Raw genomic sequence first — 14,229 nt, forward strand, 5'->3', positions numbered from 1 at the left:
CCATGATGTTGATGCTGGCCATGGTGTTGATGCTGACCATGGTGTTGATGCTGACCATGGTGTTGATGCTGACCATGGTGTTGATGCTGACCATGGTGTTGATGCTGACCATGGTGTTGTGTTTGATATAAAACAGCCTGTGGATGAATTTGATGGTGACCATGATGATGTACTTGTTGCTGATGATGGCCGTGTTGCTGGTGGTGACCATGTTGCTGGTGACCGTGATGTTGGTGGTGACCGTGATGTTGGTGGTGACCGTGATGGACGTGATGACCGTGATGGACGTGATGACCGTGATGGACGTGATGACCGTGATGGACGTGATGACCATGAATCATTTGTGGACCTACTCCTCCTACTAGAATAGGAGCAACACCACCAAATCCTGGTTGCGGACCAACTGATGCAGGGAAGCCAGATTGTGCCCCGCCTACAAATGTTGGAAATGTAGTTGGTGCCCCTACAGGAACTCCACCTTGCGCTCCTCCTACAAATGCCGGAAATGTAGTTGGCGCTCCTACAGGAACTCCACCTTGCGCTCCTCCTACAAATGCCGGAAATGTAGTTGGTACTCCTATAGGAACTCCACCCTGCGCTCCTCCCACGAATGTTGGCATTCCGGTTTGCGCTCCAGCTACAGATGTAGGAACTCCTTCTGATGATCCGCCCATCCATGTTGGGTTCCCGCCATATCCTTGTTGTCCAGCTCCTCCCATTAGCATTTGTGCATAGCCATCCTGACCTATCATAAAGCCGTGCGATGCGTTATTATCCATCCCTTTCATTTCTTTCACCTCTTTCTCTCAATTTAACCTGCCTTTGTTATCATATTTCTCATACAAGAATAGGTGTTTGTCTATAAGGGAATTCCACTCATTTTTCAGTTGTCTAAAAAAAAGAGCAGCCCTCTCATAAGGACTGCTCTTTCCTATTAATTTGCAACGATATTAACAAGTTTTCCAGGAACAACAATTACTTTACGAACTGTTTTCCCTTCAATTTGTTCTTTCACTACTTCGATAGCAAGTTGTTCCATTTCTTCTTTTGATGCGTCTTTTTTCGTTTTCAGTTTCGCACGAACTTTACCCATAACTTGAACAACGATTTCAACTTCATCTTCTACAAGTTTAGACTCATCAAATGTTGGCCAGCTTGCATATGTGATTGTTTCACTGTGTCCAAGCTTGCTCCAAAGTTCTTCCGCAGCGTGCGGTGCAACTGGTGCAATCATTTTCACGAAACCTTCTACATATTCTTTCGGAAGTACTTCTGTTTTATATGCATCGTTAATGAACATCATCATTTGAGAAATTGCAGTGTTAAAGCGAAGCTCTGCATAGTCTTCTGTAACTTTCTTCACTGTTTGATGGTATGCTTTCTCAAGTTCTTGATTAGAGGCATCTGTGATTTTCTCACTTAGTTCACCATTATCTTGAACAAATAGACGCCATACACGATCTAAGAAACGACGAGCTCCGTCAAGACCATTTTCAGACCAAGCAATTGAAGCATCTAATGGTCCCATGAACATTTCGTAAAGACGAAGTGTATCTGCACCATGGCTTGCTACGATATCATCAGGGTTTACAACATTCCCTTTTGATTTACTCATTTTCTCGTTATTTTCACCTAGAATCATACCTTGGTTAAATAATTGTTGGAATGGCTCTTTCGTTGGAACCACACCGATATCATATAATACTTTATGCCAGAAACGAGCATATAGTAAGTGAAGTACAGCGTGCTCTGCACCGCCGATATAAATATCAACTGGAAGCCATTGTTTTACTTTTTCAGGATCTACAAGTGCTTCGCTGTTGTTTGGGTCGATGTAACGTAGGTAGTACCAGCAGCTACCAGCCCATTGCGGCATTGTATTTGTTTCACGACGACCTTTTTTACCAGTCTCAGGATCGACAACATTTACCCACTCTTCGATGTTTGCAAGTGGTGATTCACCTGTACCAGATGGACGAATGTTTTCTGTTTTTGGAAGAACTAATGGTAATTCTTCTTCTTTCACAGCTGTCATTGTGCCATCTTCCCAATGGATAACTGGAATTGGCTCACCCCAGTAACGTTGACGACTGAATAACCAGTCACGAAGACGGTATGTTACTTTTTGATTTCCTGCACTTGTTACTTCAAGCCATTCAATCATTTTTGCAATTGCTTCTTCTTTATTTAGACCATCAAGAAATGCTGAGTTTACGTGTGGACCATCACCTGTATATACTTCTTTCGTGATGTCTCCGCCTTTTACAACTTCTTTCATTGGAAGGCTAAATACTTGTGCAAACTCATAATCACGCTCATCGTGGGCTGGAACTGCCATTACAGCACCTGTTCCGTAAGTTGCAAGTACATAGTCAGCAATCCATATTGGTAATTTCTCACCGTTTACTGGGTTAATTGCATAAGCACCAGTAAATACGCCTGTTTTTTCTTTCGCAAGTTCTGTACGCTCTAAATCACTTTTCGCTTTTACAGAATCAATGTACGCTTCTACTGCTTCTTTTTGATCCGCAGTTGTAATTTCCGCAACAAGCGCATGCTCTGGAGCAAGTACACAGTAAGTTGCACCAAATAGTGTATCAGGACGCGTTGTGAAGACTGTAAACTTCTCATCTGTACCATCGATGTTAAAGTGTACTTCTGCACCTTCAGAACGACCGATCCAGTTACGTTGCATATCTTTTAAGCTTTCCGGCCAATCAAGATCATCTAAATCTTCAAGCAGACGATCTGCATATGCAGTGATTTTTAACATCCATTGTTTCATCGGACGACGCTCAACAGGATGTCCACCGCGCTCACTCTTACCGTCGATAACTTCTTCGTTCGCAAGTACTGTACCAAGTGCTGGGCACCAGTTTACAGGTATTTCATCTACGTAAGCTAATCCTTTTTCAAATAGCTGTAAGAAGATCCATTGTGTCCATTTGTAGTAGTTTGGATCTGTTGTATTTACTTCACGGTCCCAATCATAAGAGAAGCCAAGTGCTTTAATTTGGTTACGGAACGTGTTGATGTTTTTCTCTGTAAATTCTGCTGGGCTATTTCCAGTATCAAGTGCATATTGCTCTGCTGGAAGACCGAATGCATCCCATCCCATTGGATGAAGAACGTTATATCCTTGCATACGTTTCATACGAGATAAAATATCCGTTGCTGTATATCCTTCTGGATGTCCTACGTGTAGCCCAGCTCCTGATGGATATGGGAACATATCTAGTGCATAAAATTTTGGTTTTTCTGTCTCATCTGGCGTGCGGAATGTTTTATTCTCTTCCCAATACGCTTGCCACTTCTTCTCAATTTCTTGATGATTAAAGCTCATGAGATATCCTCCATTCAAATTGTATTTATTTTCACCGCCTAAAATACAAAAAACCTCTCATCCCTAGAAAGGGACGAGAGGTTATAGATTCCCGCGGTACCACCCTAAATTAATGTAATAAAGGATGTTCAAAACGTTCGGTAAAGATAGCTGTCGCATTTCTTTATCTTCCTTTTGAACAAGCACTAATATATACATTCGCTTAGATCCGTAACGTGGATAGACGGCAATTGCTACTTTGGTTCACAACTGCAACTCAAAGGCGAGTTCATAACGAAACGTGGATTGACTTGCACCAACCGTCAACTCTCTAAACCAGCTTCTATTACTACTACTCCTTCTCACTGTTATTACAAGTATGAGTTAATTTAAATATATTCTAAAACATGTTACATGTTCCGTCAAACTAAACTGCAATTTTTTCTTCTACTGTTTCTTCCACTTTCACTCGTTTATCATAAATGCTTGTTGCGATAAGCGCTACTACAAGCATTACCATGATTGCTATAAACAATACTTCCATATTGTATAAGTCAACAATTGCTCCGCCAACAACTGGGCCAAACATTTTCCCAACAGTCGCTGCGCTATTTACAACACCTTGATAAAAACCGAGCTTATCATTTGGTGCAAGGATATTCGCAATCGTTGGAACAGCTGGCCAAACAAATAATTCACCAATTGTTAATGTCACCATCGCGACAAGGAACATGGTAAATTGCTGTGCTTGACTAAGTACAATAAATGACACTGCAAAAATGCCGATTCCGATCATAATTTGTTGTTTCAAAGAACGCTTCATCGCACGAATAATCGTACTTACTAATGGCTGCGCACAAACAATCATCGCCCCGTTTATCGTCCATAACAGGCTGTAATGACGAAGGCTAATATTTAATTCCTGCATATGTGTCGCAATCGCACCTTGCCATTGTACATATGTAACCCAGCATAAAGCATATGCTACACATACGATAAGAAGTGCCTTGAATCCTGGTGTAAGTGACCAACCTTTTTTCTTTCCTTCTTTTACTTCTACACTCTTATCTTTCTGATCTTCCATACCACGGAATCCGATAAAGGCAATTAAGAAGAAAATAAAGTATAAAATAAAGTTCGCTAAGAAAATATAATCAAAACGATAAGAAGCAACTAAACCACCGCACGCTGTACCAACAGCGATTCCAACGTTTTGTCCAACATACATCGCATTAAATGCTCTCCGTCCGCCTTCTGGCCAAACCGTACCAACCATCGCATACATCGATGGAAAGACCATACCAGAACCGAATCCAATTAACGCAAGCCACACAATATATAATGGCCAACCATGGAAGAATACAAGACCTAAAATCGCTAATAGTGTAATCACAATTCCTACTAAAATCGACTTATATCCGCCCCATTTATCAAATAAAACACCGCCGAGTAAGTTACCAATTACTCCTGTTAACGAGTTAATCATTAATACCATTCCGGCCACAGATAACGATTTTCCTAAATGATCATGTAAATAAATTGTATTAAATGGCCATAAAAAAGAAGCACCTGTGACATTAATAATCATCCCAGCTACTAATAGCCATACTTTCCTTGGCATAGTTTCCCCTCCTATTCTGTTTTTTTCGTTCTATACATAACAGTAAAATTGTAGTCGTTTTTAAATAGGAAGGCAACTGATTAATAGTTGATGAAATTCAGATAATGATATTTAAATGAAAAAGAAAAAATACCGAGCACCCTCTACTCGGTATTTTCTAACTCTTAGTCCTCTTTCGGAAGAACAATTCCTTTATACAATTGAACTGTAATGAAGTAGTAAATTGTGTAAATGACCACGAAAATTACAATTGGTAACCAAATACGGAAATACGGGTCAATTAAGATAAATCCGAAAATATTCATACCAACTAACACGTGAGCAATACCGACAATCGCTGGGAATAAGAATACTAAGAATAATTCTTTATAGATAGACTTCGTTAATAATTCACGGCGAACACCGATTTTACGAAGCATTTGGTAACGTGTGATATCGCTTGATGCACCCGATAGAATTTTAAACATTAAACAACTTGCCATCATTGCTAAGAAAGCAATTCCTAGGAAGAGCCCCATAAATACTGTTCCACTAGCGATGCCGTAAAATCCAGTATAAAACTGGTTCTTACTTTGCAAGGAATTTTCTTTTACATTTTTATATTTAACTAGCTGCAACTCGTCAATTTTTTTCCACTCTTTTTTATATGTTAAGAAATCATCTACTTTTCCAAGTAATGCAACGCCCTCTTTACCTTGCAAACCATCATACATTTTTTGGTCTACAATTTTAATTGTTTGATTAGGGGATACATAAATTGGATGAATCGTGCTTAATGCCTGATCCCACTCCTTTGGAATCACATTATCAGATTTTTCTTGACCGGAACTCGAAATCGCACCTACTGGCAGTTCTTCAGAAACTCGTTTTACTTTACCAATATCTTTCATTCCTTTAAAATCTTTTAAATCTTGTATTAAAGGACGATTTTTCTCTAAATCTTCTTTTAAATAATAGACATATTTATCGTCTGTTTTGTAACGATATTCACTTTTCTCTTTAAATGTAATACCATCTAAAATTTTCTTCTCTTCGGCTGTTGGATTATGAATCGCAACATCATAAATTGCCAAACCATCGACAGTAAGCATAACGTTATTTTTGAACGCCATACCGCCTGAAATCGCACCCGCTCCAAGCGCCACTAACATCGCTACTGTAGCTAGTACTTTTGTTAAGCTATTGATGCGGAAATTTAACTGTGCAAATGTAAAAGCATTAAGTCCTTTTTCAGTACGCTTTTTATTACTCTTTAGCTTTTTAATAATAAGCGGAAGGAATGTTCCAAATAACATGTAAGTTCCAGACGTTACAGTGATTAATGCAATAATAACCCCCATTTGCGCCAACTTACCCATGTAAATCATAGAAGCATAGCCGATTGCTAATAGAATAATTCCAACGAATGCAGCTATAACAGTCTTTACTCCTGCTTTAGAAACACGATCCGTTTTAGAATCAGCATGAACCAGTTGTAGAACCGTAATACGTGATAATTTGATACTATTCATAATTGCTGATAAAACAAATAGTACTAAGAAGAAAATACATGTAACAAGCATAGATGGAGCATAAAATGCATGATAGCCACCTGCAGTAAATTCAAGCTGTTGCATAAGTAGTTTACCAATTCCTTGCGCGAGCCCTACACCGACTGCAATACCAACTACAAGAGATGCTGCTCCTAATACAATTGTTTCAATAAACATAAGCAGTGTCACCTTATGCTTTTTGGCTCCTAACATCATATACATACCAAATTCTTTTTGACGAAGTGATAGCAAGAAAGAATTAGCATATAAAATATAGAAGAATGTAATGATAGCTAATAGTACCGCTCCAGCATGGAAGACGAATTGAATACTACTGATTACAGAATTCGCCTCAATAAACGCTTTATTCAATGCTAACGTTTGGAACATGTAAAAGATCGAAATTGACATTACAAGACCAACAAGTAAGACAATGTAATCTTTCAGCTTGCTTTTCAGTCCTGACATAGAAAGCTTAAATAACATGTCTGAACCTCCTTTCTTATGCTTTTTGTGTGCCTAAGTCTGCAAGCACATCTAAAATTTCTTTATAGAACGCTTCGCGCGTACCACCGCGGTGAATTTCTTTGTATAACTCGCCGTCTTGAATGAATAAAATACGCTGACAGTAACTTGCGCTATATGGATCGTGGGTAACCATCATAATCGATACACCTTGTTCTTCATTTAAGTTTGTCATTGCATCTAAAAGACTCGTTGCATTTTTAGAATCAAGCGCTCCTGTTGGCTCGTCTCCTAAAATGATCGCTGGCTCATGTACAAGCGCACGCGCTGCTGCTGAACGCTGTTTTTGTCCACCAGATACTTCAGATGGGTACTTTTGAAGTATTTCTGAAATTCCTAACATTTCAGCTACCTTTTCTACTTTCGGTCCAATTTTACGTGATGGAACGCCTTGCAAAGAAAGTGGCAGAGCAATATTTTCATAGATTGATAAGTTTTCTAATAAGTTAAAGTCTTGGAAGATGAATCCTAACTTTTGTGAGCGGAAATCAGATAGTTCTCCTTGCTTCATTTTTGTAATATCTGTACCTGCAATTTCAACAACGCCGCCCGTTGCTTTATCCAATGTTGAAATTACATTTAATAACGTTGTTTTCCCTGAACCAGATGGCCCCATAATTCCAACAAATTCACCCTCTTGAATAGAGAATGATACACCTTTTAAGGCATGTGATTGGCTCTCGCCTTTTTTACCGTATACTTTTTGGACGTTTTTTACGTCTACAACTGGTTTGCTCATCCTATATCCTCCTACAATTGTTTTTCCACTTCCTAGTTTGTACCATTTCTGCATCATCTACCATTGTTTAACATTACATTTACCTTACACTTTTGTAATATAAATGCTTATTTTTCATTTTTTTAGAACCATATCAATAGATTCATTCCATTCAGTTTCATAGAAAAAATCACATTAAAAACGTGTTACCTTGCTAACATTTACATTCGTAATATACATCGACATTCTTTATTTTCATAGTATTGTTCGTCTATATCCCTTCCCCTTCACATTTTCCTTATCATGCTTTTTATAAACAAACCAATACATCCAAAAATTTAAATGTCCATCTATTAACATACCATATATTACCACAAATAACGATAAAAAATTCGTAATATTCGGCAATTCAGATTATAATGGCGCACAAAAAGCCGAGCCCATGTAAGCTCAGCTTTTCCTTTTATTGTTTTAACCTTTTAAAACGAATTCATTCCCTTCATTATCGTTAAAGATAGAGAATGTACCCCAAGGCATTTTATTTGGCTCTTGTGTAAATTCTACCCCGTTCTTCTTCATTGTTTCATACGTTTCTGTCATATTTTCTGTTACGAACACGATTGATGCTTTTAGCTCATTTGCATTTGGCATCATTGTTTTGGGATAAATGACTAAGTGCGAACGTGTGCCTTTTGGTCCTACTTCAATCCAGCTTGCGTTTGGTCCCATTGGATCGTTACGATATACTTCAAATCCCGCTTTCTCTGTCCAAAATTCAAGTGCCTGTTGTTGATCATCTACGTAAACTGCTACTGTACCAATATGTGCAATCATTGTTTATTCCTCCGTTACTCTGCTTACTTGAATCTTAATTATAACGGAGAGATTCAAAAATACAAAAAGCTGCTCCATTTCTGAAGCAGTTTTTTCTCCAACATTATTTTTTTAAAGGCGTAACTGTCCAATACGTAATCACACGCCAAATTTATTCGAATGGCCCCATCTTGAAAAACTTCATCTAGATGACACTGAAAATAATTTAGATTGTATAAATTGCAATACATACATATAGAGTCTGCATATACGTCAGGTTTCCTGTAAAATTAAACAAGCGACCTGGCTTACTCTGATTGCTTTGATTTTTGTGGTTGTCCTTTTTTACGATTACGCTGTTTTGCTTGTACCACTGGATCGAGTTCATTTGAGAACTCAGCGTTATGTCCATTTTGCGTTTTTTGCTCTGGGTTATTTTGATCTGAGCGCTTTGCCATTACATTCACTCCTTATTAGTGCGGTGTAATAATCATTTGGTGCTGTAATTGACGAACTGCCATACGTGCACGATTTAATTGCTCACGTTGTTCATCATTCGCATGTTGCTGCATAATTTGTAAATCGTTATAAGCTTGTTCTAATTGTAATTGTGCATCAGAATACTCCATTGTATTGTAATGCTCTTGTCTACTTCCGATATCTAATTGCTCTTTTGCATATTCTATAGCTTGCTCTGCTTGCGTAATGTATTCTTCAAGTGATTGACGCTCTGCCATGATGTAGCCTCCTTGCCTTTAGTTCTCCCTTAGTGTGTCCCTTCCATATCGACCTTATGAGTATGTTATAATGGATTTTGTTTCATTTTAGGCTTTAGGAGGGATATGTAATGAAGGTTCAAAACCCTTTTCCATATACAAATGACAATAAACGTTACCATACGTGGAATTATCACTTACGAAAAGAATTCGGCGAAAAAATCTTTAAAGTTTCATTAGACGCTGGATTTGATTGCCCAAACCGTGATGGCACAGTCGCATACGGCGGATGCACATTTTGCAGCGCTGCTGGTTCTGGTGACTTTGCTGGCGATCGCCGCGATGATGTTGTAACGCAGTATCATGAAATGAAAGAAAAAATGCACTCGAAGTGGAAAGATGGAAAGTGTATCGCTTATTTCCAAGCATACACCAATACGCATGCTCCATTAGAAATGCTAAAAGAAAAATTCGAACCGCTGTTGGCAGAAAAAGATGTTGTTGGTCTTTCAATCGCAACTCGTCCCGACTGTTTACCTGACGATGTCGTTGAATATTTAGCTGATTTAAATAAACGCACGTATCTTTGGGTTGAACTTGGACTGCAAACCGTTCATGAGCGCACTGCGAACCTCATTAACCGTGCTCATGATTATCCATCATATGTAGAAGGTGTAAACAAACTTCGTAAGCATGGCATTAAAGTATGCTCCCATATTATTAATGGGCTTCCGCTTGAAGACTACGACATGATGATGGAAACTGCACGTGAAGTCGCAAAACTTGATGTACAAGGTATTAAAATTCACTTACTTCATTTATTAAAAGGAACACCAATGGTGAAGCAATATGAAAAAGGACAGTTAGAATTCCTTTCTCTTGAAGATTATGTCAGTCTTGTTGTGGACCAACTTGAAATCATTCCAGCAGATGTCATTGTGCACCGCATCACAGGTGACGGTCCACCTGACTTAATGATTGGTCCAATGTGGAGCTTAAATAAATGGGAAGTATTAAATTCCATCGATGCGGAATTTATACGCCGCGGAAGCTGGCAAGGAAAATATGCAAATGAGGTGAAACCCGTATGAAATTAGAACGTGTATTACCGTTTGCACGCACGCTTTTGCAAACAGCTGTCAAAGAAGGTGATTATGCTGTAGACGCAACACTTGGCAACGGTCACGATACTTGTTTTTTAGCGGAGATTGTTGGCGAACACGGGAAAGTATTCGGATTTGATATTCAGCGTAAAGCAATTGAAAGTTCGGCTACTCACCTAAAAGAAAGAGGACTTGAAGAACGAACTGTTCTCGTTCATGATAGCCACGATACTTTGTTATCTGTATTACCAGAAGAAGCAAAAGGCAAAGTAACCGGAGCCATTTTCAACTTAGGTTACCTTCCTGGCGGTGACAAGCATATCGTTACAAAACCAAATTCAACGATAGCTGCTATCGAACAATTATTAGAAGTCATGGCACCAGAAGGCATCATCGTCCTTGTTATTTATCATGGTCATTCAGAAGGACAAGTCGAGCGCGATGCTGTCCTGCAATTCGCCGAAGAGCTGGATCAAAAACAAGCTCACGTACTTCGTTACGGCTTCATCAACCAACAAAATAATCCGCCATTTATTGTGGCGATTGAGAAACGCTAAATATATCGGCGATTCAACAAGAATCGTTATAAAAAACGTGCATGTGCTGCACGTTTTTTTATTGTTCCGAGAATAAAATATACCATATAATGGATGTGAGAAATCTATAAAGAAGGAGGCAATCATTTTGTTATTAGAACGAAAGGAAATACAAAAGGCCTATGGCAAACAACTGCTACTAAAAGACATTCATTTATCTATTCCAAAAGGACAAGCGGTTGCCATTATCGGTGGCAATGGTACTGGAAAAAGTACTTTACTCAAAATGATTGCTTCCATTCATCTCAAAAAAGAAATGCCGGAACTATTATGGGTTTTTCCGCCTATCAATAGTTTTCTGATGCTTGGACAATATGAACATCATTTGCTTGTTCACGTGCTTTGGCTTACTGCATAGGCACTTGCATATTCATTTGTTTTAATGAGTTTGTTTCTTTATCTTGTACGAAAAAGAAGGAACATGTAGACGAAAACAAGAATTTCTAAATTTAGATTATGAAATCAGGAGGATATACAACAATGATTGGAATACTAGCAGGAATGGGGCCGAAATCGACAGGCCCCTTCGTTGATACAGTAGTTGAGCAATGCCAAAGAGTATACGGTGCGAAACATGATATGGATTTTCCTCATATGATGATTTATTCTTGTCCAACACCTTTTTATATAGATAGACCGATTGATCATAAAGCCATGGAAAAGGCTATTATAAATGGTGCTCAAAAACTTGAAAACACAGGTGTCGATTTTATTGCCATGCCTTGTAATACAGCGCACTTATATTTTTATGAATTACAAAATTCAATTTCAGTTCCCATTTTAAATATGGTGGATGAGACGATAAAAGAAATACCCGATCACGTAAGGAAAGTAGCTCTCTTAGCAACCGATGCGACTGTTCAGTCCGGTATATATCAAGATGGGATCGCAAAACGTGGTATGGACTATATACATAAAAATAGCTGGCAAACGGCTATCACTCAAATTATCTCAAACATAAAAATAGGAGACTTGCCTGACGCAACTAAATCATGGCGTACACTTTGCATAGAATTAGCTGAAACGGTAGATGGAGTTATTATAGCTTGTACAGATTTAAACGTTGTATTAAACACCGGAGCACACAGCCTTTATTTAGTGGATTCATCAGCTTGCCTTGCGAAGGCAGTGGTGAATGAATACTTGTCCAACAAAAAAGTATAGAAGGAGAATTCCATGCAAATAGAAAACATCCCTTTTGAAATGGGCTATACATTCGATGAAAATCTCCGCGAAAAACCACTATCCCTTGCTGAAATGAAGCAAGGGATTACATTTTTAAAAACAAATTTAGCTCATTCAGATATATCATATGCGAAGCAATGCGGTTTAATTGGTGTTTACGACCGAATCGTAGAAAACCTTTCTGAGAGCAAATACTACTTACAAAAGGCCATAGAAAGATATGAAGCCTTACAACATACGCAAGGAATTTTTATTAACAAACTTCGCCTTGCTCATGTATATCATTGGGAAAGTGACTTTGAAAAAGCAAATGAAATCTTTGCTGAACTCTTTCATATGTTGCACCAAAATGCTTTAACAAATTACGAAGATTTTCTCTATCAACATTACGGAAAAAGTAAACTAGATGAAGGAGATCTGAATGTAGCTTTACCTTACTTTCAAAAAGCACTCCAAATTCGAATGAAAAAAGGAAATGAAGAACTTATTCGCTCGACAGAACTATGTATCCAACATTGTTCTTCGCGCCTATAAATATATCAATCCCTCGACAGAAATCGCTAAAAAGACGTGCGCATGCTGCACGTCTTTTTTATATGCCCCTAAAACTTTTAACATTTTTCACAATTCTTTCAAAGTAATCACACTTTATCCCGATATATTAAATGAGCATTCATTTTATAAAAGGTTGGACGGGGGATTTAAAATATGAAAAAGAATCGATCGCTTCATTATATTTTCTGGAGGTGGCATTTTTACGCCGGTCTCTTCATAGCACCACTACTCATTACTTTATCACTCAGCGGCATTGGTTATTTGTTTCGAGAGGAAGTTGAGAATTTCATCTATAAAGATTTATATTTTGGAAATAGTAGGCAAACAGAATCTCTTTCTATGTCTGAATCCATTTCAACAACAGAAAAGAAATATCCTCACTATAACGTGACGAAAATTAGCTATTTTAAAGATGATCATAATACAAGACTCACAATGGCAAATGAATATACAGGTGATCAGAAGTATGTTTACTTAGATAAACATAACCAAATTGTTGGGGATCAAAATGCTGATGCAACGTTTGCAAATATTATGCGAGAATTACATAGCTCTCTTCTAGTAGGCGGTACCGTTGTAAACTACTTAGTCGAACTAGCCGCTTGCTGGACGATTTTTTTAATTGTTACTGGTTTATATATGAGTATAAAACGCTTCAAGAAACCCCCAGTATCAAACGCTAGAGAGAGATCCAAACGACTTCATAGCATAATCGGTATTGTATTTACAATTCCACTCGTTCTCTTAGTACTAACAGGATTACCTTGGTCTGCTTTCATGGGAAAACAAATTTATAACATAGCAACTTCCAATGAATCACTAGGATATCCGAAATTATATATGGCTCCTCCAGAGTCTAAGTTTAAAGAGTTACCGTGGGCGACTAGACAAGAAACACCGCCACAATCAGATTCAAACGAACAGACAGCTCTTTCAATTGATGAGTTAGAGAAATCGATTCAAATTGAAAAACCATATGTCATTTCATTACCAAATGAGCCAAAAGGAGTATTCACTATTTCAAAATCTAGCGGTTCTGGTATTACAGGAATGCACGTATCACCAAATGAAGAGATTACTGCTTATTTTGATCAATATAGCGGCACTCTCATTTCAAAAATTGACTATCGTGATTATGGCTTATTTGCACAGTGGTTTTCTTATGGTATCCCCCTTCATGAAGGACATTTATTTGGATGGCCAAACAAAATACTATGCTTACTTACAACCTTGTCCTTACTATTCCTCATTTATTTCGGTGTTAAAATGTGGCTAGCAAGAAAGCCACAAGGTAAGGTGGGAGCACCATCAAAACAAAAGGATAAAAAAAGCATATTTGCCTTTATACTTATTATGATTTTATTAGGAATTGTCATGCCTTTATTCGGTTTATCTGTTCTTATTATTTTTGTAGTTGAGTTTTTACTATATCTATTCTCTAAAATACGGGTAAAAAAAGTATAGAAAAAAGCATTTGTACAATTCATCTTGTACAAATGCTTTTTATTTATGACCAATTTTTTCTTTCTCTCACGAATTAAAA

At 38.0% G+C, this 14,229-nt stretch carries 13 protein-coding genes, 3 pseudogenes and 1 other annotated feature; of the genes and pseudogenes, 7 read left to right on the plus strand and 9 right to left on the minus strand.

The window, feature by feature from the left end:
• The 9 genes and pseudogenes from BPMYX0001_RS33270 to BPMYX0001_RS20535 all read right to left on the minus strand — a co-directional run.
• Positions 1 to 788, minus strand: a 788-nt coding sequence (locus BPMYX0001_RS33270; protein WP_033799716.1) for a protein VrrB, incomplete at its 3' end; no start/stop codon positions are given.
• 146 nt (positions 789 to 934) lie between these two features.
• Complete coding sequence (gene leuS / locus BPMYX0001_RS20505) at positions 935 to 3,343, minus strand: leucine--tRNA ligase (RefSeq protein WP_006096266.1); 2,409 nt, start codon at positions 3,341 to 3,343, stop codon at positions 935 to 937.
• A gap of 66 nt (positions 3,344 to 3,409) precedes the next feature.
• Positions 3,410 to 3,697: a binding site (T-box leader), on the minus strand.
• A gap of 52 nt (positions 3,698 to 3,749) precedes the next feature.
• Positions 3,750 to 4,943 (minus strand): MDR family MFS transporter, encoded by a 1,194-nt coding sequence (locus BPMYX0001_RS20510; protein WP_006096267.1) that lies wholly within the window; start codon positions 4,941 to 4,943, stop codon positions 3,750 to 3,752.
• 164 nt (positions 4,944 to 5,107) lie between these two features.
• A complete protein-coding gene (locus BPMYX0001_RS20515) occupies positions 5,108 to 6,961 on the minus strand; it encodes an FtsX-like permease family protein (RefSeq protein WP_006096268.1) in 1,854 nt (617 codons plus the stop codon).
• A 16-nt stretch (positions 6,962 to 6,977) separates the two neighbouring features.
• Positions 6,978 to 7,739 carry an ABC transporter ATP-binding protein gene (locus BPMYX0001_RS20520; RefSeq protein WP_018782089.1) on the minus strand — a complete coding sequence of 254 codons (762 nt, stop codon included), beginning with the start codon at positions 7,737 to 7,739 and terminating at the stop codon, positions 6,978 to 6,980.
• A 450-nt stretch (positions 7,740 to 8,189) separates the two neighbouring features.
• Complete coding sequence (locus BPMYX0001_RS20525) at positions 8,190 to 8,552, minus strand: VOC family protein (protein WP_006096270.1); 363 nt, start codon at positions 8,550 to 8,552, stop codon at positions 8,190 to 8,192.
• Positions 8,553 to 8,703: 151 nt separating this feature from the next.
• A pseudogene (locus tag BPMYX0001_RS32410) lies at positions 8,704 to 8,835 on the minus strand (DUF418 domain-containing protein); the annotation flags it as partial.
• Positions 8,836 to 8,839: 4 nt separating this feature from the next.
• A complete protein-coding gene (locus BPMYX0001_RS20530; RefSeq protein WP_003208774.1) occupies positions 8,840 to 8,989 on the minus strand; it encodes a hypothetical protein in 150 nt (49 codons plus the stop codon).
• 15 nt (positions 8,990 to 9,004) lie between these two features.
• Positions 9,005 to 9,268 (minus strand): YtzC family protein, encoded by a 264-nt coding sequence (locus BPMYX0001_RS20535; protein WP_003208776.1) that lies wholly within the window; start codon positions 9,266 to 9,268, stop codon positions 9,005 to 9,007.
• A 110-nt stretch (positions 9,269 to 9,378) separates the two neighbouring features.
• Between BPMYX0001_RS20535 and mnmL the strand changes: the two genes are divergently transcribed.
• From mnmL to BPMYX0001_RS20565, 7 genes and pseudogenes are all read left to right on the plus strand, one after another.
• On the plus strand, positions 9,379 to 10,338 hold the full coding sequence (gene mnmL, locus BPMYX0001_RS20540) for a tRNA modification radical SAM protein MnmL/YtqA (RefSeq protein WP_006096271.1): 960 nt from the start codon (positions 9,379 to 9,381) through the stop codon (positions 10,336 to 10,338).
• Positions 10,335 to 10,907, plus strand: coding sequence for a tRNA 5-(aminomethyl)-2-thiouridylate-methyltransferase MnmM (gene mnmM, locus BPMYX0001_RS20545; protein WP_033799167.1), 573 nt, complete (start codon positions 10,335 to 10,337; stop codon positions 10,905 to 10,907). Before mnmL ends, mnmM begins: the two co-directional genes overlap by 4 nt.
• 127 nt (positions 10,908 to 11,034) lie before the next feature.
• Positions 11,035 to 11,181: pseudogene (locus BPMYX0001_RS34150) on the plus strand (ATP-binding cassette domain-containing protein); the annotation flags it as partial.
• Positions 11,164 to 11,373: pseudogene (locus tag BPMYX0001_RS34760) on the plus strand (ATP-binding cassette domain-containing protein); the annotation flags it as partial. The pseudogenes BPMYX0001_RS34150 and BPMYX0001_RS34760, both read left to right, overlap by 18 nt.
• Positions 11,374 to 11,426: 53 nt before the next feature.
• On the plus strand, positions 11,427 to 12,110 hold the full coding sequence (locus BPMYX0001_RS20555; RefSeq protein ID WP_033799168.1) for an aspartate/glutamate racemase family protein: 684 nt from the start codon (positions 11,427 to 11,429) through the stop codon (positions 12,108 to 12,110).
• Positions 12,111 to 12,122: 12 nt separating this feature from the next.
• Positions 12,123 to 12,665, plus strand: coding sequence for a hypothetical protein (locus tag BPMYX0001_RS20560; RefSeq protein WP_006096275.1), 543 nt, complete (start codon positions 12,123 to 12,125; stop codon positions 12,663 to 12,665).
• Positions 12,666 to 12,839: 174 nt separating this feature from the next.
• Positions 12,840 to 14,150: a PepSY-associated TM helix domain-containing protein gene (locus tag BPMYX0001_RS20565; protein WP_003208782.1), complete on the plus strand. Its 1,311-nt coding sequence runs from the start codon at positions 12,840 to 12,842 to the stop codon at positions 14,148 to 14,150.
• Positions 14,151 to 14,229: the final 79 nt, after the last annotated feature.

It is taken from the genome of Bacillus pseudomycoides DSM 12442 (assembly GCF_000161455.1).
Classification (GTDB): Bacteria; Bacillota; Bacilli; order Bacillales; family Bacillaceae_G; genus Bacillus_A; species Bacillus_A pseudomycoides.